Below are 26,260 nucleotides of genomic sequence, written 5' to 3'. Positions count from 1 at the left end.
TATATAACATGGGACAATCACAAAAAACCCCCCCCCCCGGCGGGCTGCCGGTGGGGGGGTCGCCCCCCCCCCCCGCCCCCGCGCCCCCCCCCCCCCGCCCCCCCCCCCCCGGGCGCCCCCCCCGCCGCTGTCGTGTGCCGGTGCGGAGGTCTCAGCCGCGCGGCACGGCCTCGCCCGACCCGGCGTCGACCACCTTCCGGCCGTCCAGCGGCGTGTCCAGCGTCACCGTCCGGGTCAGCTCCTTGGCGATCATGATGCAGGCCTTCCCGGGGTCCGGCTTCGACTCGGAGACCGTGACCCGCACGGTCGTGGCGTCCTCCGTGGCGCTGGCCGTGTACGTGCTGCACACGCCGCCCCAGAACGTCACCTCCAGCGTCCGGCCGTCGGCGCTGTACGCGATGAGAGGCGCTCCCTCGCCCTGCGGGTCCTTCGTGGGCTCCGGGGCCGGCCGCGTGCTCTCCGGCGCCAGGCGGTCCGGGTCCACCGCGACCTGGACGACCGTGTGGGCGAGGCCGCCCCCTTCGGGCCGTACGGAGAAGAGCCACGAGGGCACGAGGATCGGCTCGCCGTCCGAGTACCGCGCCGCGAGCCCGAACTCGGCCTTCTCGACCGTCGCCGTGGTGGCCGGCGGGGTCCGGCGGGTACCGCAGTCGGTCTTCGGTGAGGCCGGATCACCCTCCAGCGGCTCGGCGGTCGCGCAGCCGCCGATGTCGGCCTTCGCGGCCCGCCGGTTCTCCGCGTTCAGCAGCTTCAGCGCCTCGTCCGCGCCGGTCACCGGATAGCTGTCGCCCTTCCCCAGGGACTTCAGATGCCCGCTGCCCCCGACGATCTCACCCCCGGCGCCCACCTGGATCCCGGTCGACCATCCGTACGTCGGCAGTCCGTCCACCACGGGGTCGGCGTTCACCACGCGTACGGAACCCATGAGCTGGGCCGCGTCGAGCGCGGCGTCGTCCTGCCCCACCGCCTTCAGGACCGGTACCGCCGCGGCCTTGGCGGCCTTCTCACTCACCGGCGAGCCGGCGCCGGTGCCCGGTGCCGTCTCCTTCGAGCAGACCGTGGGCGACTCGCACGCGTCCGGACCACCCGAGCCGTACCGTGCGAAGGTCCAGGTGCCCGGAGCCTGCTCGGTCACCCGCAGAAGGGGCCCGGAGCCGTCCCCGTCACTGCCCACCTTCCAGGCCGTGCCTTCCGTACGGGGCGTTCCCCGCACCCCGAGGGCCTTCGCGAGGCGTGCCACCTCGGCCGAGGTCACCGTGCCCGTCGTGCGGTGGACGGCGGCCGTGTCCGGGCCGTCGGGCAGCTCGCCCGAGGCGCGGTAGACGGTTCCGCCGCCATGGGGATCCGGCTCACCGGGAGCGATGCCCGGAGGGGCCGACGTGCCGCCGTCCGCCGGGGCGTCGAGCGACAGCAGAGGGGCCGCCCCGGTCCGGGGATCGGGGCGGAGGCCCGGCCCGGCCTCGCCCGAGGTGCTGGACGCCCAGTACGCACCGCCGCCCCCGGCCAGGAGCACGGCTGCCGCCACCGAGGCCACGGCGAGCGGCGACCGCCGCCGGGGGCCGGTCACGTCATTCTCGGGTCGCTCGGTGCTCACCGGATCGCTCCTTCGGCTGCCTGGCCGTCACGGGCACATCATCCGTCCCCGGGGCGGGGACACCGGTGGGACGGGCCAGGGCTGCGCGCGGTTCCCCCGCGTGCGCGGGGGAACCGCCGGTGGAGCCTCCGATCAGTCCCCGTAGTCGGACATGGAGTCGATCAGGCGGGCCGAGGAGGGCGGCACCGTGACCCCGTGGATGCGGGAGGGCTCCACCGGCTTCGTGGTGGTCCTCGTGGGCGCGACCCAGTGCGGCGCCATCCGTGCGCAGTCACCGCGCAGCTCGGCCAGGCTCATCTCGGACTCACGCGGAACGGACTCACGCGGAACGATGGTGTTCGACATATCCGCACCGTACGCACGGGGGCACCCAGGTAGAAAGACCTACTATCGGGTAGTTTTGCCCCTTCGGCTACGGTGGCGTCACCGGGTAGCGTGAACTGTCACGCCGTCCCGGAGGGTGCGTTCACGCGTTTCCTCCGCCTTCCGCAGGAGCAGCCACCCCGTGCGCATCGCAGTCACCGGCTCCATCGCAACCGACCACCTCATGACCTTCCCCGGCCGATTCGCCGACCAGCTGGTCGCGGACCAGCTGCACACGGTCTCCCTCTCCTTCCTCGTCGACAATCTCGACGTGCGACGCGGCGGGGTCGGCGCCAACATCGCCTTCGGCATGGGCGTGCTCGGCACGCAGCCGATCCTCGTCGGCGCCGTCGGGTCGGACTTCGACGACTACCGCGCCTGGCTCGACCGGCACGGCGTCGACACCGGTTCCGTCCGTGTCTCCGAGGTGCTGCACACCGCGCGCTTCGTCTGCACCACGGACGCCGACCACAACCAGATCGGCTCCTTCTACACGGGCGCCATGAGCGAGGCCCGGCTGATCGAGCTCAAGAGCGTCGCCGACCGCGTGGGCGGTCTCGACCTCGTCTCGATCGGGGCCGACGATCCCGAGGCGATGCTCCGCCACACGGAGGAGTGCCGCTCGCGGGGCATCCCGTTCGCCGCGGACTTCTCGCAGCAGATCGCCCGGATGGGCGGCGAGGAGATCCGGATCCTCCTCGACGGTGCGACGTACCTCTTCTCCAACGAGTACGAGAAGGGGCTCATCGAGTCCAAGACCGGCTGGAGCGACGAGGAGATCCTGTCCAAGGTCGGCCACCGCGTCACCACCCTCGGCGCCCGTGGCGTCCGCATCGAGCAGGCTGGCCAGGACCCCGTCGAGGTCGGCTGCGCCGAGGAGGAGCGCAAGGCGGACCCGACCGGCGTCGGCGACGCGTTCCGGGCCGGTTTCCTCTCCGGCCTCGCCTGGGGCGTGGGCCTGGAGCGCGCCGCCCAGGTCGGCTGCATGCTCGCGACCCTGGTCATCGAGACGGTCGGCACCCAGGAGTACACCCTGCGCCGCACCCACTTCATGGACCGCTTCACCAAGGCCTACGGGGACGAGGCGGCCTCCGAGGTCCGCAAGCACCTCTCCTAGGGCCGTAGGCACACGGAAGCGGTACGGGGCTCACAGGAGCCGGCGGACCACATAGGCCGAGCCGTGGTCCGCCGGCTCCTCGCCCACGTACTCCTGTTCGCGCATCGCGCACCAGGCCGGGATGTCGAGGCGGGCGGCCTCGTCGTCCGAGAGCACCGTCACCGTGCCGCCCACGGGTACCTCTCCGATCACCTTTGCGAGTTCGATCACCGGAATCGGGCAGCGACGGCCCAGCGCGTCGACCACGAGCGAGGCCCGCGGCGCCGGGGAGGGGGCAGCCGACGCGGGTGCGCCGAGCCTCTCCCTCACCTCGGCGACCACCCCGGGCAGTACGTCGAGGAAGCCGCCGACCTCTTCCTCCGTCGTCCCGGGCGGAAGCGACACCCGGATGTTCCCCTCCGTGAGCACTCCCATCGCCTTGAGGACATGGCTGGGCGTCAGGGTGCTGCTCGTGCAGGACGATCCTGACGAAACGGAGAACCCGGCCCGGTCCAGCTCGTGGAGCAGTGTCTCTCCGTCGACATAGAGACAGGAGAAGGTGACCAGATGCGGCAGCCGCCGCACCGGATCGCCGACCACCTCCACATCGGGCACCAGGCCCGCCACCGAGGCCCGGATCCGGTCCACGAGGGCGCGCAGCCGGGCGCCCTCCGCCTCGGCCTCCGCGCGCACCGCCCGCAGCGAGGCCGCGGCCGCCACGATCGCCGGGATGTTCTCGAAGCCGGCCGCCCGGCCCGACTCCCTTTCGTCGGCCGGGCCTTGGGGTGCGAACCTGACCCCCTTGCGCACGGCCAGCAGCCCGACCCCGGCCGGTCCGCCCCACTTGTGGGCGCTCGCGGCCAGCAGCGACCAGCGGCCGGGCACCGGCCCCCAGCCCAGCGACTGCGCGGCGTCCACCAGCAGCGGCACGCCCGCGTCGGCACACAGCTCGGCGGTCTCGGCCACCGGCTGCTCGGTCCCCACCTCGTGGTTGGCGGACTGCAGACAGGCCAGCGCGGTGTCCGGTCGAAGGGCCCGGCCGTACGCCGACGGGTCGACCGCGCCGGTCCGGTCCACCGGCACCTCGGTGAAGGATCCCCCCGCCGCTTCGAGGGCCGTGGCCGAGTGGAGTACCGAGGAGTGCTCGACGGCCGAGAGCACCAGATGGCGGCCGACACGCCGACGCCCGGAAAGCGCGCCGGCGACCGCCGAGTGCACCGCCCGGGTGCCGGACGAGGTGAAGACGAGCTCGTCCGGCCGGCAGCCGACCGCCTCCGCCGCCGTCTCCCTGGCCGCGTCCAGGAGCATCGCTGCCCGCCGCCCCTCGCGGTAGAGCCGGGCGGGATCGGCCCAGCCCTCGTCCAGCGAGGCGTGCAGCGCCTGGCGGGCGACGGGGTGCAGGGGGGCGGAGGAAGCCGCGTCGAAGTAGGGCACACCGTCACGCTAGCCCGCGCAGGTGCGTGACCGGGTGACCGGCCGCCTCCGGGCAGGGAGAGGGAGCGTCAGATGGCGGCCGGAGGCTCGCATTCCATCCCTTCGGGGTGTCGTGCGGCGCGTTGGGCACCCTCCCCGCGCGACCCCAAATAGCGTCCAGTAGGGTTTGGTCCGCATAAACATCCAAACCCCTGCCCGCGTCAGGGCCGGCGACCGACCAAGTGAGACGGCCGCGCCGACCGTGCGGGCGAGACTCTCGGGAAGGCGCTACGTGAGTCCCAACGGCTCCGACCGCTCGTCGCGGCGCCCGATGCGGCGGAAGCTGCCGCAGGTGCTGACTGCGGGCCTGGTCCTGGCGACGGCCTCCGGTTGTTCATACAACTGGGAGGATTTCCCCCGCCTCGGTATGCCCACCCCGGTAACGGAAGAGGCCCCTCGGATCCTCTCCCTCTGGCAGGGCTCGTGGGCGGCAGCGCTCGCCACGGGCGTCCTTGTCTGGGGGCTGATCCTGTGGAGCGTCATCTTCCACCGGCGAAGCAGGACCAAGGTGGAGGTACCTCAGCAGACCAGGTACAACATGCCTATCGAGGCGCTGTACACAGTGGTCCCCCTCATCATCGTCTCGGTGTTCTTCTACTTCACCGCGCGCGATGAATCGAAGCTCCTCGAGCTCAGCCCGAAGCCGGCCCACACGATCAACGTGGTCGGCTACCAGTGGAGCTGGGGCTTCAACTACATCGAGAACGTGGAGGGCGAGCCCTCCACCGGCGGCAAGATCTCCAAGGAGCTCGACGCCATCCCCGACAAGTTTCAGAAGGACTTCCCCGCGAACGCCAACGGCGTCTACGACGTGGGCATCCCTGGGACGCGTAACCCGCAGAACGGCAACCCGGGTCCGACCCTGTGGCTGCCGAAGGGCGAGAAGGTCCGTTTCATCCTGACTTCGCGTGACGTCATTCACTCCTTCTGGGTGGTGCCGTTCCTCATGAAGCAGGACGTCATTCCGGGCCACACCAACTCCTTCGAGGTCACGCCGAAGAAGGAGGGCACCTACATGGGTAAGTGCGCCGAGCTCTGCGGCGTCGACCACTCCCGGATGCTCTTCAACGTCAAGATCGTTTCTCCGGAGCGTTACCAGCAGCACCTCAAGGAGCTGGCGGAGAAGGGTCAGACGGGCTACGTGCCGTCAGGCATCGAGCAGACGGACCCGGCCAGGAATGCGGAGACGAACAAACTGTGAGCATCCTCAACGAATCCCAGGGTGCCGCGGCAGCAGACGACTCGTTCGAGGACGAGCTGCCGGTGCGGCGCAAGCAGCCGGGGAGTGTCGTCGTCAAGTGGCTGACAACCACTGACCACAAGACGATCGGCACGATGTACCTGGTCACATCGTTCGCGTTCTTCTGCATCGGTGGCCTCCTGGCGCTCTTCATGCGCGCCGAGCTGGCCCGTCCGGGTACGCAGATCATGTCGAACGAGCAGTTCAACCAGGCGTTCACGATGCACGGCACGATCATGCTGCTGATGTTCGCGACGCCGCTGTTCGCAGGGTTCGCGAACTGGATCATGCCGCTGCAGATCGGCGCGCCCGACGTGGCGTTCCCGCGGCTGAACATGTTCGCGTACTGGCTGTACCTCTTCGGCTCGCTGATCGCCGTGGCCGGCTTCCTCACCCCGCAGGGTGCGGCCGACTTCGGCTGGTTCGCCTACTCCCCGCTGTCGGACGCCGTCCGCTCGCCGGGCGTCGGCGCCGACATGTGGATCATGGGTCTGGCCTTCTCCGGCTTCGGCACGATCCTCGGCTCGGTCAACTTCATCACCACGATCATCTGCATGCGCGCCCCCGGCATGACGATGTTCCGCATGCCGATCTTCACCTGGAACGTCCTGCTGACCGGTGTCCTGGTCCTGCTGGCCTTCCCGGTCCTCGCCGCCGCGCTCTTCGCGCTGGAGGTCGACCGTAAATTCGGCGCACATATCTTCGATGCGGCCAACGGTGGCGCATTGCTCTGGCAACACCTCTTCTGGTTCTTCGGCCATCCAGAGGTGTACATCATCGCGCTACCATTCTTCGGAATCATTTCCGAAATCATTCCGGTGTTCAGCCGCAAGCCGATGTTCGGCTATGTCGGTCTGATCAGCGCGACGATCGCCATCGCCGGCCTTTCGGTGACGGTGTGGGCGCACCACATGTATGTGACGGGCGGCGTGCTGTTGCCGTTCTTCTCCTTCATGACATTCCTCATCGCGGTACCGACCGGTGTGAAGTTCTTCAACTGGATCGGCACGATGTGGAAGGGGTCGTTGTCCTTCGAGACACCGATGCTCTGGTCGGTCGGCTTCCTGATCACCTTCGCCTTCGGTGGTCTGACCGGCGTGATCCTGGCCTCGCCGCCGCTGGACTTCCACATCTCCGACTCGTACTTCGTCGTCGCGCACTTCCACTACGTCGTCTTCGGCACCGTGGTCTTCGCGATGTTCGCCGGGTTCCACTTCTGGTGGCCGAAGTTCACCGGCAAGATGCTGGACGAGCGGCTCGGGAAGATGACCTTCTGGACGCTGTTCATCGGCTTCCACGGCACCTTCCTGGTGCAGCACTGGCTCGGTGCCGAGGGCATGCCGCGTCGTTACGCGGACTACCTCGCCGCCGACGGCTTCACCGCCCTGAACACGATCTCGACGATCTCCTCGTTCGTGCTCGGACTGTCGATGCTTCCGTTCATGTACAACGTCTGGAAGACCGCCAAGTACGGCAAGAAGATCGAGGTCGACGACCCCTGGGGCTACGGCCGTTCGCTCGAATGGGCGACGTCCTGCCCGCCCCCGCGGCACAACTTCCTCAGCCTGCCGAGGATCCGTTCCGAATCCCCGGCGTTCGACCTGCACCACCCGGAGATCGCGGCACTCGAGCAGCTCGATCACCTGTCCGAGGGTGACAAGGTCCTCGTCGGTGGCAAGGAGGACGGCAAGTGAAGATCCAGGGCAAGCTCTTCATCTGGCTGAGCGTCTTCATGCTGGCCATGGCCGTCACGTACGGCGTCTGGTCCAAGGAGCCGGTCGGTACCACCGCGCTGGTCCTGGCCTTCGGGCTGACCATCATGATCGGCTTCTACCTGGCCTTCACGGCCAACAGGGTCGACGCGATGGCCCAGGACAACAAGGAAGCCGACGTCGCGGACGAAGCCGGTGAGGTGGGCTTCTTCTCGCCGCACAGCTGGCAGCCGCTCTCGCTGGCCATCGGCGGGGCGTTCCTCTTCATGGCCGTCGTCTTCGGCTGGTGGCTGGCCTACTTCTCGGCCCCGCTGCTCCTGATCGGCCTCTTCGGCTGGGTCTTCGAGTACTACCGGGGAGAGAACCGCACCCAGTAGGACACGCCCGCACAGGCCGCGTCGCACCCGTACGGGGGCCCGGCCCGCTCAGCAATGAGCGGGCCGGGCCCCCGTTTGCAGTCACTGAACGCGCTGGATCGGATGAATCTTCTTAGCGTGGGTTCATGAACCACACGCCGCGCATCCGCACCGTAGTGAGCTGCACTCTGCTGGTCGTGACCCTGGTAGCGGGTGCGACCGCTTGTGGCGAGCCCGATGGTCATCCGCTGTCGCTGAAGCCGTACGACGCGGCTGACCTGGTCTCCTTCAACGGCCCCTCCGAGAACGAGAAGGCCGACCCCGACAAGCCCCTCGAAGTCACCGTCAAGGACGACGACGCGAAGATCACGGACGTGACGGCCGTCGACAGGGAGGGCCGCCATCTGGCGGGCGAACTCGATGCCGACGGGAAGCGGTGGCACTCCACCACCTCGCTCGCGGCCGGCACCCGATACACCGTCAAGGTCTCCACCGAGAACGGCGACGGCGCCCCTGGCAGCCGTACGTACGACTTCGGCACGACCTCGGCCAAGAAGTTCCTGAAGGTGACCTTCGGCCCGCAGGCGGGCACCTACGGCGTCGGACAGCCCCTCACAGCGGAACTCAGCGCTCCGGTCACCGACAAGGCCTCCAGGGCCACCGTGGAACGCGGGCTGCAGGTCCGGTCCACCCCCGCCGTCACGGGCTCCTGGTACTGGGTCGACGCCAAGACCCTGCACTACCGGCCCAAGGAGTTCTGGCCCGCCGACGCCACCATCGACGTCCGCAGCAACCTCAAGGGCATAAAGGTCACCAACGCCCTCTTCGGGGCCGCCGCGAAGCCCCTGAAGCTCACCACCGGCGACCGGATAGAAGCGATCACCGACGCCTCCGACCACACCATGACCGTGCTGCGCAACGGTGAGGTGATCAACACCCTGCCGGTCACCACGGGCAAGCCCGGCTTCGACACGCGCAACGGCGTCAAGGTCGTGCTGGCCAAGGAGCAGTTCGTACGCATGCGCGGGGAGAGCATCGGCATCGCCGCCGGCTCCTCGGAGTCGTACGACCTGCCCGTCTACTGGGCGACACGCGTCACCTGGAGCGGTGAGTACGTCCACGCGGCGCCCTGGTCGACCGGTTCGCAGGGCAGCGCCAACGTCAGCCACGGCTGCACGGGGATGAGCACCGCCGACGCCCAATGGTTCTTCGAGACCGTACGTGAGGGCGACATCGTCAAGGTCGTCGGGAGCGGCGGTGAGACGATGACGCCGTTCGACAACGGCTTCGGCGACTGGAACCTGGACTGGGACGCCTGGCGGAAGGGCAGCGCCCTGCACGGGGGCGGCACACCGGACTCGGGCACCGACGTCGAGGCGGCGCGGCTGCGCCCCCAGGTCTGACCCGGCCGGGAGTGCGCCGCGCCCTCGAAGGGCACCGCGGAGGGGTTCGGGGCCCCTCCGCCTCAGGCCCCTACGGACAGCCTGTGGCGCAACAGGGAGGCCAGGGCGTCCGCGAAGTCGACCGGGTCCACCGGATGCGTCACAGCGGCGTCCGCACGGCTCCACGTGGCCAGCCAGGCGTCCTGCGGGCGTCCGATCAGCAGCAGGACGGGCGGGCAGTCGAAGATCTCGTCCTTGATCTGCCGGCAGACGCCCATACCGCCCGCGGGGGCCGTCTCACCGTCCAGCACGCAGACGTCGACACCGCCCCGGTCCAGTGCGCTCAGGACGGCCGGCAGGGTGGCGCACTCCAGGAACTCCACCGGTGGCACGTCCGCCGCAGGCCTCCGACCGGCTGCCAGCCTCACCTGCTCGCGGGTGTTGGCGTCGTCGCTGTAGACCAGGACCGTGGCGGTCGGCTGCATTGTTCCTCCGTGACGTCTGTGTCTTCGGGGCTCTCCGGGCATGAACCGATGGGCGGATCGTACTCCGGCGGACTGCCTGTCAGCACCGGTAAAGACAGCGATTCGATGGGCCGTTCGGTGAGGACACACACCGCTGACACACCGAACGGCACCCCCCGGAGTGAGGGCGGGATAAGCGACCGACATAATGTCGGTCGTGGCGACAGCAACGACAGTAGAAACCGGGCACGCGCACCCGTCGGTCAATCGGCCGAACCTCACCAGCGTCGGAACCATCATCTGGTTGAGTTCCGAGCTGATGTTCTTCGCGGCCCTCTTCGCGATGTACTTCACCCTGCGATCGGTGATGGGACCCGATCACTGGAAGGAGATGGCTCACCATCTGAACTTCCCGTTCTCGGCGACGAACACCACGATCCTGGTGCTTTCCTCTCTCACCTGCCAGCTCGGCGTTTTCGCCGCGGAGCGGGGCGATGTGAAGAAGCTCCGCACCTGGTTCATCATCACGTTCGTGATGGGTGCGATCTTCATCGGAGGCCAGGTCCTCGAGTACACCGAGCTGGTGAAGGAGGCGGGTCTCTCCCTGTCCTCCGACCCGTACGGTTCGGTGTTCTACCTGACGACCGGCTTCCACGGTCTGCATGTGACAGGCGGTCTCATCGCCTTCCTGCTCGTCCTGGGCAGGACATACGCGGCCTCGAGATTCACCCATGAACAGGCCACCGCCGCCATCGTCGTGTCCTACTACTGGCACTTCGTCGATGTCGTCTGGATCGGCCTGTTCGCCACGATCTACATGATCAAGTAACAGGGCTCGCACCCACCCATCATCGACGCAGAAGATCCTGACACCGGGGTAATCCGTGAAAAAGCTCTCCGCACGACGACGCCATCCGCTGGCGGCGGTCGTCGTACTACTCCTCGCGCTGGCGGCTACCGGGGGGCTGTACGCCGCGTTCGCGCCTGCGGGTAAGGCGCAGGCCGACGAAACCGCCCAGTCCCTCGCCATCGACGAGGGCAAGAAGCTCTACTCCGTGGGCTGCGCCAGCTGCCACGGATCCGGCGGTCAGGGCACCACCGACGGGCCGTCCCTCGTGGGCGTCGGCTCCGCCGCCGTCGACTTCCAGGTCGGTACCGGACGCATGCCGGCTCAGCAGCCGGGCGCCCAGGTCCCGAAGAAGAAGGTCATCTACAACCAGGCCGAGATCGACCAGCTCGCGGCGTACGTCGCGTCCCTGGGCGCCGGCCCGATCACGCCGACCAAGAGCCAGGTCGACCCTTCGGGTGCCGACGTGGCCAAGGGCGGAGACCTCTTCCGCACCAACTGCGCGCAGTGTCACAACTTCACCGGCAAGGGCGGCGCGCTGACGAACGGCAAGTACGCCCCGGACCTCGAAGGCGTGAGCCCGAAGCACATCTACGCGGCCATGCAGACCGGCCCGCAGAGCATGCCCTCCTTCCCGGACAGCACCATGCCCGAGCAGGAGAAGAAAGACATCATCGCGTACATCAAGACCGTCAACGGTGATGAGTCGGAGTCCCCCGGCGGGCTCTCGCTCGGTGGCCTCGGCCCCGTCAGCGAAGGTCTCTTCGGCTGGATCTTCGGCCTGGGCGGCCTGATCGCCATCGCCGTATGGGTCGCGGCCCACACCGCTAAGGCCAAGAAGTCATGAGTAGCCAACAGATTCCAGAAGAGAACCTGCCGGTAGAGCAGGACACCGCGCACGGCGCGGTAGAGGGTGCGGGCGATCCGTTCGCCGACCCGGGGCTGCCGGCCCACCGGCCGCGCATCCAGGACATCGACGAACGGGCCGCGAATCGCTCCGAGCGAGCCGTCGCCCTTATGTTCACGCTGTCCATGGTGGCGACGATCGGCTTCATCGCCTCGTACGTCATCTTCCCGGTCGACAAGATCGTCTACATCTGGCCGCTCGGCCATGTGAGTGCGCTCAACTTCTCCCTGGGCATGACCCTGGGACTGGCGCTCTTCCTCATCGGCGCGGGTGCCGTCCACTGGGCGCGCACCCTGATGTCCGACGTGGAGGTCGCAGACGACCGGCACGCCATCGAGGCGACGCCCGAGGTCAAGGCCAAGGTCATGGCCGACTTCGCGGCCGGCGCCAAGGAGTCCGCGATCGGGCGGCGGAAGCTGATCCGCAACACCATGTTCGGTGCGCTGGCCCTGGTGCCGCTCTCCGGTGTGGTGCTGCTGCGTGACCTCGGTCCGCTGCCGGAGAAGAAGCTCCGCAAGACCCTGTGGGCCAAGGGCAAGCAGCTCGTCAACATGAACACCATGGAGCCGCTGCGTCCCGAGGACGTCGTCGTCGGTTCGCTGACCTTCGCCATGCCCGAGGGCCTGGAGGAGGACGCGCACGACTTCCAGACGCAGATCGCCAAGGCCGCCCTGATGATCATCCGCATCGAGCCGGACAACATCAAGGACAAGCGCGAGCGCGAGTGGGCCCACGAGGGAATCGTGGCCTTCTCGAAGATCTGCACCCACGTCGGCTGCCCGATCAGCCTGTACGAGCAGCAGACGCACCACGTGCTCTGCCCGTGCCACCAGTCCACCTTCGACCTCTCCGACGGCGCCCGCGTCATCTTCGGTCCGGCCGGTCACCCCCTTCCGCAGCTGCGGATCGGTGTGAACAGCGAGGGCAACCTCGAGGCGCTCGGTGACTTCGAAGAGCCCGTCGGTCCTGCCTTCTGGGAGCGCGGATGAGTACTGCGACAGACACACAGCGCAAGGCGCCCGCCGGTGAGCGGGTCGCCGACTGGGCGGACGGCCGGCTGGGCATCTACGGCCTGGCCAAGGCCAACATGCGCAAGATCTTCCCGGACCACTGGTCCTTCATGCTGGGTGAGATCTGCCTCTACAGCTTCATCATCATCATCCTTACGGGTGTGTACCTGACGCTGTTCTTCAACCCGAGCATGAACGAGGTCGTGTACCACGGCTCCTACGAGCCGATGAACGGCATCCGGATGTCCGCGGCCTACGCGTCGACGCTGGACATCAGCTTCGACGTCCGCGGTGGTCTGCTGGTCCGGCAGATCCACCACTGGGCCGCGATCATCTTCCTCGCCGGCATGTTCGTGCACATGTTCCGGGTGTTCTTCACCGGTGCGTACCGCAAGCCGCGCGAGATCAACTGGCTCTTCGGCTTCCTGCTCTTCGTGCTCGGCATGTTCACCGGGTTCACCGGCTACTCGCTCCCGGACGACCTGCTCTCCGGTACGGGTGTGCGCTTCACGCAGGGCGCGATCCTGTCGATGCCGATCGTCGGTACGTACATCTCGATGTTCCTGTTCGGCGGGGAGTTCCCCGGTACGGACATCATCTCGAGGTTCTACTCGATCCACATCCTGCTGCTGCCGGGCATCATGCTCGGGCTCGTGGTCGGCCACCTCATCCTGGTCTTCTTCCACAAGCACACGCAGTTCGCCGGACCCGGCAAGACGAACAAGAACGTCGTCGGCATGCCGCTGCTGCCGGTCTACATGGCCAAGGCCGGAGGCTTCTTCTTCCTGGTCTTCGGCTTCATCGCGGTCCTCTCCGCGATCGCCACGGTCAACCCGATCTGGGCGCTCGGCCCGTACCGTCCCGACCAGGTGTCCACGGGCGCCCAGCCGGACTGGTACATGGGCTTCGCGGAAGGCTTCGTCCGTGTGATGCCGGGCTGGGAGATCAACCTCTGGGGCCACACGCTGGTCCTGGGCGTGCTCATCCCGCTGGTGCTGTTCGGTGCAGTCCTCGGGGCGCTGGCGCTGTACCCGTTCATCGAGTCGTGGATCACCGGCGACAAGCGCGAGCACCACATCCTGGACCGTCCGCGCAACGCTCCGACCCGTACGGGTCTCGGCGTCGCCTGGGTGACGATCTACTTCGTCATGCTGATCGGCGGCGGCAACGACATCTGGGCGACCCACTTCCACATGTCGCTCAACGCGATCAGCTGGTTCGTACGGATCGCCTTCTTCGTCGGCCCGGTCCTGGCGTTCGTCGTCACCCGGCGGATCTGCCTCGGCCTCCAGCGCCGCGACAAGGAGAAGGTGCTGCACGGGCGCGAGTCCGGCACCATCAAGCGCCTGCCGCACGGTGAGTTCGTCGAGATCCACGAGCCGCTCAGCCCCGGCCAGCTGCACACGCTCACCGCGCACGAGCAGTACAAGCCGGTCGAGATCGGCCCGACGGTCGACGAGAACGGTGTCGAGCGCAAGCCGTCGGCGCTGCAGAAGCTCCGGGCCAGGCTCAGCAAGAGCTACTACGGCGAGGACAACCAGATCGCCAAGCCCACCGCCGAGGAGTACAAGGAGATCACCAGCGGCCACGGCCACCACTGATCACCTCAGCTGACCGCCACAGCGGGAGCCCCGTCCATCCGATGGACGGGGCTCTTCGCTGTCCCCGGGCCTGGATAGGGTGGGAGGTATCCCCTGTATCGGCTGTGGACCCCCAGGAGCGGACCATGAACGTTGTGACCCCGGACGGCGGCGACAGCGTGGCGGACCGTACCTGGCCCGGCGTGCTGACCCCCCTGCTGCGCGGCGAGCACCTGGGCGCGGACGACACCGCGTGGGCCATGGACCGCATCATGAGCGGCGAGGCCACGGACGTGCAGATCGCCGGCTTCGCCGTCGCGCTGCGGGCCAAGGGCGAGACCGTCGACGAGGTCACCGGACTCGTCCGCGCCATGTACGAGCACGCCCACACCATCGAGGTGCCCGGCCGCACGGTCGACATCGTGGGCACCGGCGGCGACATGGCCAAGACGGTCAACATCTCCACCATGTCGGCGATCGTCGTCGCGGGGACCGGTGCCAAGGTCGTCAAGCACGGCAACCGGGCCTCCTCCTCGGCGAGCGGCGCCTCCGACGTGCTGGAGAAGCTCGGCGTCAACCTCGAACTGACGCCGCAGCGCGTCGTCGCCGTGGCCGAGGAGGCGGGCATCACCTTCTGCTTCGCCGTGAAGTTCCACCCCGCCCTGCGCTACGCGGCCAGGGCGCGCAAGGAGCTCGGCACGCAGACCACCTTCAACATCCTGGGCCCGCTCACCAACCCCGCCCGGGTGCGCTCCCAGGCCATCGGGGTCGCCGACCCGAAGATGGCGCCCATCGTCGCGGGCGTGCTGGCGGACCGGGGGAATTCGGCGCTCGTCTTCCGGGGCGACGACGGCCTCGACGAGCTGACCACCACGGCGACCTCGCGGGTCTGGATCGTCCGCGACGGCACCGTGCGCGAACAGGCCTTCGACCCGCGCGACGTCGGCCTGGACCTGGTCCCCGTCGAGGCGCTGCGCGGCGCGGACTCCTCGTACAACGCGGATGTGGCCCGCCGGCTGCTCGACGGGGAGACCGGTCCCGTACGGGACGCGGTGCTGCTCAACTCGGCTGCGGCACTGGTCGCGCTGGACCCGGGCGAGGGCTCGCTGGACGAGCAGCTCTCGGCCGGGATCGCGCGGGCCGCGCAGTCGATCGACTCGGGTGCGGCCAAGAGCGCGCTGGAGCGCTGGGTGGCGGCCAGTAACGCCTGAGCTCGCACGGTGTGAACAAGGGCGCAGTCCGGATCGCGGACTGCGCCCTTGCGCGTCGCCGTAGGTATGGCAAGATGCTGCGCAGGTCATGAGTGACAGCGACTACGGCCCCGGCCCGCTGTCCGGCAACCCTCCGTCCGTGGCGGGGTGCCCCGGGTGAAGACCAGGCCGCAGGCAGCGAGGTCTGTGGCAAGCGCGGGCCCCTCGGCATCGTTGGATGCCACCCCTTGGGGTCCTGGTCCCAGGGAGTCTTCTGTGAGCAAGCGAATGCGATAGGGCTCTAGGCCCTCCTCCGCACATCCCCTTTTTCTTTCGTTCCCGCGCTGCCGCGCACTGCCGCCGGCGCGAGGATTTCGCCTGCCTTTCACGGGAGTTCGCCATGTCTGTCTCCACCGCTGCCGTCGACCAGTCCATTTGTGCCCCGTTGCCGGTTCTGGGTGCAGATGTCACGGTTCCGCTCGTTACCGGCGGAGACGTCACCTACGCCGCCCTCGACTACGCGGCCAGCGCCCCGGCCCTCCAGCGGGTCTGGGACGACGTGGCCGCCTACGCCCCGTACTACGGCAGCGTGCACCGCGGCGCCGGCTACCTCTCGCAGCTCTCCACCGACCTGTTCGAGAACAGCCGCGAGACCGTCGCGGAGTTCCTCGGCTGCCGTGCGGAGGACCAGGTGGTCTTCACCCGCTCGACGACCGACTCCCTCAACCTGCTCGCCGCCGCACTGCCCGCCGACTGCGAGGTGTTCGTGTTCGAGACCGAGCACCACGCCTCGCTGCTGCCCTGGCGGGGCGCCCGGGTGACCTACCTCGACGCCCCGCGCACCCCGGACCAGGCAGTCGCCACGCTGGAGCGGGCGCTGGCCGGCCGGGAGCCCTACGGCCCCGCACTGGTCTGCGTGACCGGCGCGTCCAACGTCACCGGTGAGCTGTGGCCGGTGAAGGAACTGGCCGCCGCCGCCCACGCCCACGGCGCGCGGATCGTGCTCGACGCGGCGCAGCTGGCACCCCACCACCCGGTGGACATCGCCGAGCTGGACGTCGACTGGGTCGCCTTCTCCGGGCACAAGCTGTACGCGCCCTTCGGCTCGGGCGTCCTCGCCGGCCGCGCCGACTGGCTGGTGGACGCGGAGCCGTACCTCGCGGGTGGCGGCGCCTCCCGCAAGGTCGCCCGGCGCACCGACGGCGGCGTGGACGTCGAGTGGCACACCACCCCGGCCCGGCACGAGGCGGGATCGCCCAACGTCATCGGCGTCTACTCCATCGCCGCGGCCTGCAAGGCCCTGACCGAGGCCGGATTCGGCCGGCTGGTCGCCCGGGAGCAGCAGCTGGTGACACGGGTCCGTGAGGGGCTCGCCGACGTCCCCGAGGTCAAGGTGCTCTCGCTCTTCGGCGACGACGCCCCGAGGGTCGGCGTCATCTCCTTCGTGGTCGAGGGATGGAACAGCTCGCACTTCGCCGCGGCGCTCTCCGCCGAGTACGGCATCGGGGTGCGCGACGGACTGTTCTGCGCACACCCGCTGGTGCGGACCCTGCTGGGCAGCGAGCCGCAGGAGCCGGGTGAGTGCGGCGCGCCGGAGGCCGCGCCGGGGGAGAGGTCCCTCAACGCCATCCGGGTGAGTTTCGGCGCCGGCACGCCGGACGAGCACATCGAGAGGTTCCTGGGCGCCGTCCGCGAGCTCGTCAGCAAGGGGGCCCGCTGGAGCTACCGCACCGAGGAGGGCCGCTGCGTGCCCGACCGGGGTGCCGCGCAGGTCTGAGCGGGTCCGGACACGGCTCCGGCCGGGAACGGGAGGCGTGTCGCCCCGTCCCCGGCCGGAGCCGTACGTACGTGGTCTCAGGCGTCGAGCCCGATGGCGAAGGCCGCCTCGAGGTCGTGCTGCGAGTAGGTGCGGAAGGCCACATGGGTGTCGGTGCCCTCGACGCCTGGGATCTTGCTGATCCGGCCCGGGATGACATCGGCCAGATCGTCGTGCCGGGCGACCCGGACCATGGCGATCAGGTCGTACGTACCGGTGACCGAGAAGACTTCGCTGACACTGTCCAGCGCGGCGATGGCCTCGGCGATCTCGGGAATCCGGTCCACGCTGGTCTTGATGAGCACGATCGCGGTGATCACGGCTGGCTTTCTCCCTCAGTGGCCGTGGCTGGAGACTTCACTCTAGTACCCCGGAACCGCACCCAGGCGTAGAGGAACCCGGCCGCGAAACCCGCCACGTGCGCGAGGTACGCCACGCCCGGGCCGCTGCCCGAGCTCTGCGCCGCCAGCCACTGCAGGACGAACCAGAACACGAGCACGATCCAGGCGGGAAACCGCAGCGGCAGGAAGAAGAGGAAGGGGAAGAGGCTGGTGACACGGGCCCGGGGGAAGAGATAGAGGAACGCGCCGAGCACCGCGGAGATCGCCCCCGACGCGCCGACCAGTGTCTGGTCGGAGTCCGCGTGCACCACCGCGTAGGCCACCAGGGCGAAGTAGCCGCAGGCGAGATAGAAGAAGGTGAACTCGGTGCGGCCCATGCGCTCCTCGGCCATCGCGCCGAACACGTAGAGGAAGAGCATGTTGCCCAGCAGGTGCAGCCAGCTGCCGTGGACGAAGAGCGCGGTCAGTGGGGTCAGGGCCGCGTGGGCCGAGCCCTCCACGAGCTCGGTGGGGATCACGCCCCATCGCTCGAAATACCCGGCCTGAGCGGCCAGCAGCGCGTCGGCGCTGCCGTAGACGGGGTTGAACCCGGAGAGCGGGCTGATCAGGAACACCGCGCAGCAGAGCGCGATCAGCCCGTACGTGACCGGGGCGCCGCCCGCCGCGGCCGCGGCCCGGAGCTCTCCGGCCCGCCTCCGCCAGTGGACTTCCCGCCGATAGGTCACGCACAGAGCATGACGCACCAGGCGAGAACGGGACAGACCGCCTCGCCGTGCCGATAGGTATGCGCAAGGCCGTAGGGTTACAGCAGGACATCCGCAGTTCGACGGCGCACCGCGAGATCGAAGCCTGGGCACGCACGAGACTCGACGAACGACGAAAGAGGACGCAACGATGACGACGGTTCCCCAGCCGACGGACGGGACCCGCTGGCGCTGCACGCTCTGCGGCAACCTGACCCGTTTCGATGTGACGCGCTCCTCCAAGGTCGTGGAGTACGTGCATCTCGACCTGGCCGGGGAGTCGAGTATCGAGGAGCGCGAGGTGGTCAGTGAGACCATCGAGTCGGTGCGCTGTCGTTGGTGTAACGCCGTGGACCAGATCGAACTGGTCGACAGGCCTGGTGCCGACTCCTGACGGGGCCGTGCGGACAGACATATTGGGGTGATGGATGGTGGAGCAGCCGACAGGCGGCGCCGGACCGGCCGACGCGGCCGACGGCACCGCGGAGTCGCTCGACCGTCCGCTGCCCGAAGGTGTGCGCCGCAAGGTGGTGGCGCTGGTCTCGGACGCGTTCGGCGGTCTGACCGTCGGCGAACTCCCCGCCCAGCTCCGGCAGTACGCCCGTTTCACCCCGAGCAGGCGGGCCAAATTCGCGGGTAACGCGATGGCCGCGGCCCTGGAGAGCGACCCGGTGTTCCGCCGGCGCATCGGTGAGCGGATCGGCCAGACCCAGCCGGAGCTGGCCGACGCCCTCGCGTCCGGTGCTCCGCCCGCCGCCGCAGACCCCGTCGATGTGGCGGCCGCCGCCTATGTGCTGCGGCCGGGCGGCTGGGTCAAGCTGGTGGCTGCGGCCGGCGAGGAGGTCCAGCGGGCCCACGCCGAGCGTGCGGACGAGGAGACCAGGCGTGAGCTGGAGCGGCTGCGTGAGGAGCTCGACCGCGCCCGCGGCCAGACCAGGGCCGACACCGAACGGCTGCGCTCGGAGCTGGACGCGTCCCGCAAGGAGACCGACTCCCTGCACCGCAAACTGCGCAGCGCCCTCAGCGAGGTGAAGCGCGGAGAGGCGGCTTTGCGCAAGGCAGGCGCCGAGACCGACGCCGTGCGGGCCGAGGCTGCGGCCCAGGTCTCCGCGGCCGAGAGCGAGTCCCGCCGGCTCAAGGCGCGGCTGGCCGAGGCGGAGGCGTCCGTCGAGGCGGGCCGCCGGGCGGCCAGGGAGGGGCGCTCGGTCGAGGACATGCGGCTGCGGCTGCTCCTGGACACCGTGCTCGACGCGGCACAGGGTCTCCGCCGCGAACTGGCCCTGCCCCCTTCCTCGCTCCGCCCCGCGGACGGCGTCGAAGCTGTGGAGCCCGGCCGGATGTCACCGAAGGACATTGCCGCCAGGGCCCTTTCGGAGACCGATCCGGCGCTGCTCGACCAGCTGCTCGCCCTGCCGCAGGCGCATCTGATCGTCGACGGCTACAACGTCACCAAGACCGGCTATCCGCAGATGCCCCTGGAGAAGCAGCGGTTGCGCCTCCTGGGCGGCCTCTCGGTCCTCGCGGCACAGACCGGGGCCGAGATGACCTGCGTCTTCGACGGCGCCGAACTGGCCGCTCCGGTCCTGCTCGCACCACCCCGCGGGGTCCGCGTCCTCTTCAGCAAGGCGGGGGTGACCGCGGACGAGCTGATCCGGCAGCTGGCGCGCGCCGAACCGCCGGGCAGGCCCGTCGTCGTGGTCTCCACCGACCGCGAAGTCGCCGACGGGGTGGCGAAGGCCGGTGCGCGGCCGGTCGCGTCCGCCTTGCTCCTGAAGCGCCTTTCGCGCGTCTGACGCGTCATGTGAGACATGGGTGACTTGTCGGAATTTTTGGAACGTACCGTCAAGTCGCCGCTACGCGCAGTGTGATGAAAGTAAAGAAGTGCCTGATGTGACGAGATTTTGCTCGTGAGGATTTGAACTGATCACAAGATGGTCACTAGGGTCAGGCCTCGAACCTTCGCACGGTTGATCGCCCACCCGGGGTGACGGCGAAGGAACCGCCGAGTCCGTGACGTGCACGGAGCCGGGGATTCTTTCCCCCACAGCCCGGTAGGCGGCTCGAGGAAGAAGGAGCTCGCCTTCGTGGCGTCCCACCGTCGTCCCAAGCAGCCGAGCCGCGCCCGCGTGACCGTGCTCACCGCGACCGCCGCCGCGGCCGTGGCCCTGACCTCCCAGGCGGCCCACGCCGACCCCAAGCCGACCAAGAGCGAGGTCAAGGCGAAGGTCGACAAGCTCTACCACGAGGCCGAGGTCGCCACCGAGAAGGCCAACGGCGCCAAGGAGCAGCAGGACAAGCTCAAGAAGCAGGCCGACGCGCTCCAGGACAAGGTCGCCCGCGGCCAGGACGAGCTCAACACCCTGCGCGGAGAGCTCGGTTCGCTCGCCACCGCGCAGTACCGCTCCGGTGGCCTCGACCCGTCGGTCCAGCTGCTGCTCTCCTCGGACCCGGACAGCTTCCTCGACCAGGCCTCCGCGCTCGACCAGCTGACGGCCAAGCAGGCCGAGTCGCTGCAGAAGATCCAGGCGAAGCAGCGCACCCTCGCGCAGCAGCGCGAGGAGGCGCAGGGCAAGCTCGCGGACCTCGCCGACGTCCGCGAGACGCTGAACGAGAACAAGAAGAAGTACCAGGGCAAGCTCGCCGACGCACAGAAGCTGCTGAACACCCTCACCGCCGCCGAGCGCGCCAAGATGGCCGAGGACGAGCAGCGGGCCAGCCGCGCCGCCGGTGACCGGGTCGACCTCGGCAACGAGGTCCCCGCCTCCGCCCGTGGCGCCGCCGCCCTCCAGGCCGCCTCCACGCAGCAGGGCAAGGCGTACGTCTCCGGCGCCACCGGCCCCAACGCCTACGACTGCTCGGGTCTGACCCAGTGGGCGTACGCCCAGGCCGGCGTCCAGATCACCCGCACCACGTACACCCAGATCAACGACGGTGTCCGGATAGGCCGCAGCGCCCTGAAGCCGGGCGACCTGGTCTTCTTCAACAACACCTCGCACGTGGGCCTGTACGCGGGCAACAACCAGATCCTGCACGCCCCGAAGCCCGGCGCCGTGGTCCGCTACGAGTCGATGGACTACATGGGCACCTTCCAGTTCGGCGTGCGCGTCTGACGCCCGAACGGGCGAATCGCGGTACCCCTCGACGGAGCCCCGCCCCGCCGGAGACCACAGGTCACCGGCGGGGCGGGGCTTTTCCGTCCCCCTCCCGTCTCCGGCGTGGCCTTTGGCCGTGGTGCAGCCGTCCGGTTACTGTCTGCGCTGCCGCGCAGCTCCCGGTCGTCGGTCCGCCCGTCCCGGGCGGCAGGGGCTGCGCACATCTGCGTACAGCGGAAGGGAGTGCGGCTTCCTGTGGTGTCGCATCGCCGCCCCACCCGGCCCGGCCTCAACCGTGGCGTCCGGGCCACCGTCCTGTCCGCCGCCGCGGCCACCGCGGCGGCCGGCCTCCAGGCCGCACCCGCGAGCGCCGTGCCCGAGGAGACCCACGGGACGGCGAAGGCCGCGGTCGACCGGCTGTACAGGGAGGCCGAGCGCGCCACCGAGCAGTACAACGCCGCCCGGGAGAGCCTCGGCCGGCTGCGCGGGCGGATCGCCAGGGCCCAGGACTCGGCGGCCCGGACGCAGGAGGGGGTCAACCGGATGCGGGAGTCCCTCGGCTCGATGGCCGGCGCGCAGTACCGCTCGGGCGGCATCGACCCCTCGGTCGCCCTCCTGTTCTCCTCGGACCCGGACACCTTCCTGGACCGGGCCGCCGCTCTTGACCGTGTGGGCGAGCGCCGGACCCTGACACTGCGCAAGCTCCACCACGCCCAGCGGAAGATCGCGCAGAGCCGTGCGGAGGCCGCCGGTGCGCTCACCGCCATGGAGCGGGAACGCGCGGCGGTGGCGCGCCACAAGCGCACCGTGGAGGGCAAACTGGCCCGCGCCCGGGAACTCCTGCGCGCCCTGCCCGCCACCGACCGCGAGTTCCTCGGCCGCGCGTCCCGCTCCGGCCCGTCCGAGACGCTCACCGCCGGAGCCCCCGCCTCCGCGCGCGGCCTGGCCGCTCTCATGGCGGCCCGGCAGGCCCTCGGCCGTCCGTATGTCTGGGGCGCCAACGGGCCCGCCGGGTTCGACTGCTCCGGACTGATGCAGTGGGCGTACGCGCAGGCCGGTGTCGGCCTGCCGCGGACCTCGCAGGCGCAGCGGTACGCCGGCCGCATGGTGCCGCTCGCGCAGGCGCGGCCGGGCGATCTGGTCGCCTACCGCGCGGATGCCGGCCACATCGGGATGTACGCGGGAAACGGGCAGGTCATCCACGCCCCTTACCCCGGAGCGCCGGTGCGCTACGACCCCGTCGGCATGATGCCCGTCTCCTCGGTCACCCGCGTATGACCGTACGATCGGCCCGATGGCTGTTGGGACGCAGGACGCGCGGCGGGAGCGCACCCGCAGACGGAGCACGGCGGGCGCCGTGCTCGCCGCTCTGCTGCTCGCGCCCGCCTGCGCCGGCCCCGGGGACTCCACCACCGGCATCACCGCGCGGGAGGTCGGCGCCGCCCTGGACCGCCGGGCCGAGGCGGTCATGGAGCACGACACCGACGCGTACCTGGCCGCGCTCGACCCCCGTGCCGCCTCCTTCCGGGCCGCACAGCGCACCGAACTGAGCAACCTCGCCGACGTGCCGCTGGAGTCATGGGCGTACAAGGTGAAGGGCGTGACCGACGAGGGCGCGGGCCGGGTGACCGCCGAGGTCGAGCTGCGCTACCGGATCAAGGGCTACGACATGGCGCCCTTGTCCTCCTCCCGCACGGTGGAGCTGGTCCGCCGGGGGGAGGGCGGCAGCTGGTACATCGCCGCCGACCGGGCCGCCGACGGTTCCCCGGGGCAGCTCTGGCAGCAGGGCGACGTCGAGGTCGTACGGGGCACGCACAGCCTGGTCCTCGGGGTCGGCCGCCGGACCGCGGAGCTGCGCCGGATCGCGGCCACCGCGGACCGGGCCGTCCCTGCCGTCACCGGCACCTGGCCGGAGCCCTGGGCTGAGCGGGTCGTGGTGCTCGTCCCTGAGTCCGTGGAGGACATGGCGGGGCTCCTGGACTCACCCGCGGCCAGCTACCGGGGCATAGCGGCGGTCACCACCGGCAAGGTCGGCGAAAGCGGACGGGAGCCCGCGGACCGGGTGATCGTCAATCCGCAGGCGTACGGAATGCTCGGCGACTTCGGGCAGCGGGTCGTCCTCACCCACGAGACGACCCATGTGGCGACCCGGGCACACACCTCCGCCGCCACGCCCGTCTGGCTCTCCGAGGGCTTCGCCGACTGGACCGCCTACCGCCAGGAGAGCCGCACCGCCCCGGAGATCGCACCGGAGCTCGCCGAGGCCGTCCGGGGCGGTGCCCTGCCCGCGCGGCTCCCGACCGACGAGGACTTCGGCTTCGGCGAGGACGCGGCGAAGCTCTCGCAGGCCTACGAGGGCGCCTGGCTGGCCTGTGAGCTGATCGCGCGGGACTGGGGCGAGGAGGAGCTGATCGCCTTCTACAAGGCCGTGGGGAGCCGGTCCGAGCGGGACGGGGCCGTCGAGCAGGCCATGCACACGGTGCTCGGCACCACGCCCCAGGACTTCACGGCGCGCTGGCGGGAGTATCTGCGCGCCCGGCTGGGCTGACCCGCTCCGTCCGCCCCCGCTCCGCCCGCGGCACGGTGTCCCGCCAGAGCCGCCGCCCGGCGCTCAGCGTCGCGGCGAGCAGCAGACCGTTGCGTACGGCCATGAGCTCCAGGCCCTCCGCGTCGCCGGCCACCACATGCCCGAAGCCGAGCGGGAACTCCAGCAGGGTGACGGCCGTGGCCACCAGGACCAGACACGCGGGCAGCGCCATCCTGCTGCCCCGGAAGACCAGGCACACCGCGGCGACACCGAGCGGCCACACCATGTACTGAGGGCTGATGACACGGCTGGTCACGGTGAACAGCAGCACCGCGGTGAACGCCGCGTCGGCCGGGGTGTGCACCGCGAACGTGCGGGCCCGCAGCCGCCACACCAGCAGCCAGCCGAAGGCCAGCACGCTCAGCGCCAGGGCCAGGGTGCTCACCAGCGCCACATGCGGGCCGGCGAATTCCATCGAGCCGTAGCGGAGCTCCACCCGGCCCTCCCAGCCGAACTGCCGGGCCACATGGAAGACCAGCGCCCCCAGCGACTCGATCTCCAGCCCGCGGTCCCGCTGGAACGTCAGGAAGGCGAACGCGCCGGGCACCGCCACCGCCGCCACCAGGGCCAGCGGCGCGCCGGTCACCGCCGCCGCCGACCAGGAACGGCGGGTGGCCCTGCCCCGGGCGGTGCCCATCAGCACCAGCACCGGCCACACCTTCAGCAGCGTGCCGAAGGCGGCCAGCGCCCCCAGCACCCGGGGGTGACGGACACCCGCCAGCAGAGCCGCCACCGCGACGGCCGTCACCATCAGGTCGTAGCGCGCGTACACGGTCGGCCCGAGCAGCGGCACGCCCGCCACCCACAGCCAGGCGCCCGCGTCGCGCATGCCCGGACGGCCTCCCGCGTACAGCAGCAGACCGAACACCAGCGCGTCACACAGCAGCACGAGGACGAAGAAGGCGGAGGCGTACTCCAGGAACGGCAGCAGATCCGGGGAGAGCACGGCGAGGGCGGCGGCGGGCGGGTACTGCCACGTGACGTCGTCCAGCGGGTACGTGCCGGTGCGGAGCACCTCGTACCAGCCCCGGTAGATCACCGAGACGTCGCTCGTGACGTCGGGGCCCGGCACTGTGAACACCTTGAAGACGCAGAGCAGCAGCACCGTCCGGGTGAGACCCCATACGGCGAGGGACAGAGCCCGGCCACTCGCGTCCGTCCTGACCGTCATGCACGCCATGATGCAGGCCCGGGCTGTGCGGGAGCCGTCAGGCAGGGCCGTCGGGCCGCCCGGTACTGTCGGCGGCGATGGACAAGACGCTGATCGTGACGAACGACTTCCCGCCCCGCCCCGGCGGCATCCAGGCCTTCCTCCACAACATGGCGCTGCGCATGGATCCCGACCGGATCGTGGTCTACGCCTCCACCTGGAAGCGCGGCACGGAAGGCGCCGAGGCCACCGCAGCCTTCGACGCCGAGCAGCCGTTCACCGTCGTACGCGACCGTACGACGATGCTGCTGCCCACCTCTGGGGTCACCCGGCGGGCGGTCCGGCTGCTGAGTGAACACGGCTGCTCCTCCGTGTGGTTCGGCGCGGCCGCTCCGCTCGGGCTGATGGCGCCCGCGCTGCGCGGGGCCGGTGCCCGCCGGATCGTGGCCACCACCCACGGCCACGAGGCCGGCTGGGCACAACTGCCCGCGTCCCGGCAGCTGCTGCGCCGCATCGGCGAGGGGACCGACACCATCACCTACCTCGGCGAGTACACCCGGTCCAGGATCGCCGCGGCGCTCACCCCCGAGGCCGCGGCCCGCATGGTGCAGCTGCCGCCCGGGGTCGACGAGAAGACCTTCCACCCGGCCTCCGGCGGCGACCGGATCAGGGCCCGCCTCGGGCTCGCGGACCGGCCCGTCGTCGTGTGCGTCTCGCGGCTGGTGCCCCGCAAGGGCCAGGACACGCTCATCCTGGCCATGCCCGCGATCCTGGCGTGCGTGCCGGACGCGGTCCTGCTCGTCGTGGGCGGCGGCCCGTACGCCGGGCAGCTGAGGAAGCTGGCGGCCGAGACCGGCGTCGAGGACTCCGTGCGCTTCACCGGGCCGGTGCCCTGGGAGGAGCTGCCCGCGCACTACGGCGCCGGCGACGTGTTCGCCATGCCCTGCCGCACCCGGCGCGGCGGGCTCGACGTCGAAGGCCTCGGCATCGTCTACCTGGAGGCGTCCGCGACCGGACTGCCCGTCGTGGCGGGCGACTCGGGGGGCGCCCCCGACGCCGTGCTCGACGGCGAGACCGGATGGGTGGTGCGGGGCGGCTCCGCCGAGGAGTCCGCCGACCGGATCGTCACCCTGCTCCGCGACCCGGAACTGCGCCGGCGCATGGGGGAGCGGGGCAGGGCGTGGGTCGAGGAGAAGTGGCGCTGGGACCTGCTCGCCGAGCGGCTGAAGACGCTGCTCTGACCACGCACGAGGAGGGGCCCCCACGGTTCGCCGTGCGGGCCCCTCCTCCTACGTGCGTCTCTTCGTGCGTGCGTCC

The 26,260-nt window shown here is 70.1% G+C and carries 24 protein-coding genes and 1 riboswitch; of the genes, 17 read left to right on the top strand and 7 right to left on the bottom strand.

Features of this window, described 5'->3' with window-relative positions; translation table 11 throughout:
• Positions 1–151: 151 nt before the first annotated feature.
• A complete protein-coding gene (locus ACIBCU_RS01965; RefSeq protein WP_399228560.1) occupies positions 152–1,594 on the bottom strand; it encodes a hypothetical protein in 1,443 nt (480 codons plus the stop codon).
• Positions 1,595–1,726: 132 nt separating this feature from the next.
• Entirely contained in the window at positions 1,727–1,939 is a 213-nt protein-coding gene (locus ACIBCU_RS01960; protein WP_362930560.1) for a hypothetical protein, read from the bottom strand.
• A 160-nt stretch (positions 1,940–2,099) separates the two neighbouring features.
• Here ACIBCU_RS01960 and ACIBCU_RS01955 point away from each other — a divergent pair, with 160 nt between their 5' ends.
• On the top strand, positions 2,100–3,074 hold the full coding sequence (locus ACIBCU_RS01955; protein ID WP_362930558.1) for a carbohydrate kinase family protein: 975 nt from the start codon (positions 2,100–2,102) through the stop codon (positions 3,072–3,074).
• 30 nt (positions 3,075–3,104) lie between these two features.
• Here ACIBCU_RS01955 and ACIBCU_RS01950 read toward each other — a convergent pair whose 3' ends face one another.
• The gene (locus ACIBCU_RS01950) at positions 3,105–4,487 is read right to left on the bottom strand and encodes a cysteine desulfurase/sulfurtransferase TusA family protein (protein ID WP_399228557.1); all 1,383 of its coding nucleotides are present in this window, start codon (positions 4,485–4,487) and stop codon (positions 3,105–3,107) included.
• Between the two features lie 271 nt (positions 4,488–4,758).
• Between ACIBCU_RS01950 and coxB the strand changes: the two genes are divergently transcribed.
• From coxB to ACIBCU_RS01930, 4 genes are all read left to right on the top strand, one after another.
• A complete protein-coding gene (coxB, locus tag ACIBCU_RS01945; protein ID WP_104784885.1) occupies positions 4,759–5,727 on the top strand; it encodes a cytochrome c oxidase subunit II in 969 nt (322 codons plus the stop codon).
• On the top strand, positions 5,724–7,460 hold the full coding sequence (gene ctaD, locus ACIBCU_RS01940; protein ID WP_362930553.1) for a cytochrome c oxidase subunit I: 1,737 nt from the start codon (positions 5,724–5,726) through the stop codon (positions 7,458–7,460). The genes coxB and ctaD overlap by 4 nt, the downstream gene beginning before the upstream one ends.
• Positions 7,457–7,855 (top strand): cytochrome c oxidase subunit 4, encoded by a 399-nt coding sequence (locus ACIBCU_RS01935; protein ID WP_104784882.1) that lies wholly within the window; start codon positions 7,457–7,459, stop codon positions 7,853–7,855. The genes ctaD and ACIBCU_RS01935 overlap by 4 nt, the downstream gene beginning before the upstream one ends.
• Positions 7,856–7,980: 125 nt before the next feature.
• Entirely contained in the window at positions 7,981–9,237 is a 1,257-nt protein-coding gene (locus ACIBCU_RS01930) for an Ig-like domain-containing protein (protein ID WP_362930551.1), read from the top strand.
• Positions 9,238–9,299: 62 nt separating this feature from the next.
• Here ACIBCU_RS01930 and ACIBCU_RS01925 read toward each other — a convergent pair whose 3' ends face one another.
• Entirely contained in the window at positions 9,300–9,701 is a 402-nt protein-coding gene (locus ACIBCU_RS01925) for a hypothetical protein (RefSeq protein ID WP_362930549.1), read from the bottom strand.
• A gap of 187 nt (positions 9,702–9,888) precedes the next feature.
• Here ACIBCU_RS01925 and ACIBCU_RS01920 point away from each other — a divergent pair, with 187 nt between their 5' ends.
• From ACIBCU_RS01920 to ACIBCU_RS01895, 6 genes are all read left to right on the top strand, one after another.
• A complete protein-coding gene (locus tag ACIBCU_RS01920; RefSeq protein WP_014045480.1) occupies positions 9,889–10,509 on the top strand; it encodes a heme-copper oxidase subunit III in 621 nt (206 codons plus the stop codon).
• Positions 10,510–10,564: 55 nt separating this feature from the next.
• A complete protein-coding gene (locus ACIBCU_RS01915) occupies positions 10,565–11,374 on the top strand; it encodes a c-type cytochrome (protein WP_362930547.1) in 810 nt (269 codons plus the stop codon).
• Positions 11,371–12,423, top strand: a complete 1,053-nt coding sequence (locus ACIBCU_RS01910; protein WP_362930545.1) for a Rieske 2Fe-2S domain-containing protein — start codon at positions 11,371–11,373, stop codon at positions 12,421–12,423. The genes ACIBCU_RS01915 and ACIBCU_RS01910 overlap by 4 nt, the downstream gene beginning before the upstream one ends.
• The gene (locus tag ACIBCU_RS01905) at positions 12,420–14,045 is read left to right on the top strand and encodes a cytochrome bc complex cytochrome b subunit (protein WP_362930543.1); all 1,626 of its coding nucleotides are present in this window, start codon (positions 12,420–12,422) and stop codon (positions 14,043–14,045) included. Before ACIBCU_RS01910 ends, ACIBCU_RS01905 begins: the two co-directional genes overlap by 4 nt.
• Positions 14,046–14,170: 125 nt before the next feature.
• Positions 14,171–15,235, top strand: a complete 1,065-nt coding sequence (gene trpD / locus ACIBCU_RS01900) for an anthranilate phosphoribosyltransferase (protein WP_362930541.1) — start codon at positions 14,171–14,173, stop codon at positions 15,233–15,235.
• An 84-nt stretch (positions 15,236–15,319) separates the two neighbouring features.
• Positions 15,320–15,437, top strand: a riboswitch (SAM riboswitch).
• Positions 15,438–15,614: 177 nt separating this feature from the next.
• A complete protein-coding gene (locus ACIBCU_RS01895; RefSeq protein ID WP_399228550.1) occupies positions 15,615–16,991 on the top strand; it encodes an aminotransferase class V-fold PLP-dependent enzyme in 1,377 nt (458 codons plus the stop codon).
• 77 nt (positions 16,992–17,068) lie between these two features.
• Here the strand turns inward: ACIBCU_RS01895 and ACIBCU_RS01890 are convergent, their stop codons facing one another.
• Positions 17,069–17,350, bottom strand: coding sequence for an Lrp/AsnC family transcriptional regulator (locus ACIBCU_RS01890; protein WP_003969641.1), 282 nt, complete (start codon positions 17,348–17,350; stop codon positions 17,069–17,071).
• On the bottom strand, positions 17,347–18,114 hold the full coding sequence (locus tag ACIBCU_RS01885) for a rhomboid family intramembrane serine protease (RefSeq protein WP_399228548.1): 768 nt from the start codon (positions 18,112–18,114) through the stop codon (positions 17,347–17,349). The genes ACIBCU_RS01890 and ACIBCU_RS01885 overlap by 4 nt, the downstream gene beginning before the upstream one ends.
• A gap of 151 nt (positions 18,115–18,265) precedes the next feature.
• Between ACIBCU_RS01885 and ACIBCU_RS01880 the strand changes: the two genes are divergently transcribed.
• From ACIBCU_RS01880 to ACIBCU_RS01860, 5 genes are all read left to right on the top strand, one after another.
• On the top strand, positions 18,266–18,508 hold the full coding sequence (locus ACIBCU_RS01880; RefSeq protein ID WP_311312862.1) for a hypothetical protein: 243 nt from the start codon (positions 18,266–18,268) through the stop codon (positions 18,506–18,508).
• A gap of 37 nt (positions 18,509–18,545) precedes the next feature.
• Positions 18,546–19,907 (top strand): NYN domain-containing protein, encoded by a 1,362-nt coding sequence (locus ACIBCU_RS01875; protein WP_399228547.1) that lies wholly within the window; start codon positions 18,546–18,548, stop codon positions 19,905–19,907.
• 291 nt (positions 19,908–20,198) lie between these two features.
• A complete protein-coding gene (locus ACIBCU_RS01870; RefSeq protein WP_362930535.1) occupies positions 20,199–21,224 on the top strand; it encodes an NlpC/P60 family protein in 1,026 nt (341 codons plus the stop codon).
• Positions 21,225–21,461: 237 nt separating this feature from the next.
• Positions 21,462–22,484 (top strand): NlpC/P60 family protein, encoded by a 1,023-nt coding sequence (locus ACIBCU_RS01865; protein ID WP_399228544.1) that lies wholly within the window; start codon positions 21,462–21,464, stop codon positions 22,482–22,484.
• Positions 22,485–22,500: 16 nt separating this feature from the next.
• A complete protein-coding gene (locus ACIBCU_RS01860) occupies positions 22,501–23,754 on the top strand; it encodes a hypothetical protein (RefSeq protein ID WP_399228542.1) in 1,254 nt (417 codons plus the stop codon).
• Here ACIBCU_RS01860 and ACIBCU_RS01855 read toward each other — a convergent pair.
• A complete protein-coding gene (locus tag ACIBCU_RS01855; RefSeq protein ID WP_399228540.1) occupies positions 23,711–24,964 on the bottom strand; it encodes a glycosyltransferase 87 family protein in 1,254 nt (417 codons plus the stop codon). The two genes, ACIBCU_RS01860 and ACIBCU_RS01855, sit on opposite strands and share 44 nt — an antisense overlap.
• Before the next feature lie 77 nt (positions 24,965–25,041).
• Here ACIBCU_RS01855 and ACIBCU_RS01850 point away from each other — a divergent pair, with 77 nt between their 5' ends.
• Complete coding sequence (locus tag ACIBCU_RS01850) at positions 25,042–26,184, top strand: glycosyltransferase family 4 protein (RefSeq protein ID WP_399228538.1); 1,143 nt, start codon at positions 25,042–25,044, stop codon at positions 26,182–26,184.
• The last annotated feature ends 76 nt before the right edge of the window (positions 26,185–26,260 follow it).

It is taken from the genome of Streptomyces sp. NPDC051064, from assembly GCF_044455985.1.
Classification (GTDB): domain Bacteria; phylum Actinomycetota; class Actinomycetes; order Streptomycetales; family Streptomycetaceae; genus Streptomyces.
Note: the sequence above shows the minus strand (reverse complement) of the source record. Positions and strands in the feature narration are given on the sequence as shown.

Coding starts and splice junctions, on each gene's coding strand:
- ACIBCU_RS01930 (WP_362930551.1), top strand. CDS start 7,981: ATGAACCACACGCCGCGCATCCGCACCGTAGTGAGCTGCACTCTGCTG.
- trpD (WP_362930541.1), top strand. CDS start 14,171: ATGAACGTTGTGACCCCGGACGGCGGCGACAGCGTGGCGGACCGTACC.
- ACIBCU_RS01960 (WP_362930560.1), bottom strand. CDS start 1,939: ATGTCGAACACCATCGTTCCGCGTGAGTCCGTTCCGCGTGAGTCCGAG.
- ACIBCU_RS01855 (WP_399228540.1), bottom strand. CDS start 24,964: ATGACGGTCAGGACGGACGCGAGTGGCCGGGCTCTGTCCCTCGCCGTA.
- ACIBCU_RS01850 (WP_399228538.1), top strand. CDS start 25,042: ATGGACAAGACGCTGATCGTGACGAACGACTTCCCGCCCCGCCCCGGC.
- ACIBCU_RS01910 (WP_362930545.1), top strand. CDS start 11,371: ATGAGTAGCCAACAGATTCCAGAAGAGAACCTGCCGGTAGAGCAGGAC.
- ACIBCU_RS01895 (WP_399228550.1), top strand. CDS start 15,615: ATGTCTGTCTCCACCGCTGCCGTCGACCAGTCCATTTGTGCCCCGTTG.
- ACIBCU_RS01920 (WP_014045480.1), top strand. CDS start 9,889: ATGTCGGTCGTGGCGACAGCAACGACAGTAGAAACCGGGCACGCGCAC.
- ACIBCU_RS01905 (WP_362930543.1), top strand. CDS start 12,420: ATGAGTACTGCGACAGACACACAGCGCAAGGCGCCCGCCGGTGAGCGG.
- ACIBCU_RS01880 (WP_311312862.1), top strand. CDS start 18,266: ATGACGACGGTTCCCCAGCCGACGGACGGGACCCGCTGGCGCTGCACG.
- ACIBCU_RS01860 (WP_399228542.1), top strand. CDS start 22,501: ATGGCTGTTGGGACGCAGGACGCGCGGCGGGAGCGCACCCGCAGACGG.
- ACIBCU_RS01925 (WP_362930549.1), bottom strand. CDS start 9,701: ATGCAGCCGACCGCCACGGTCCTGGTCTACAGCGACGACGCCAACACC.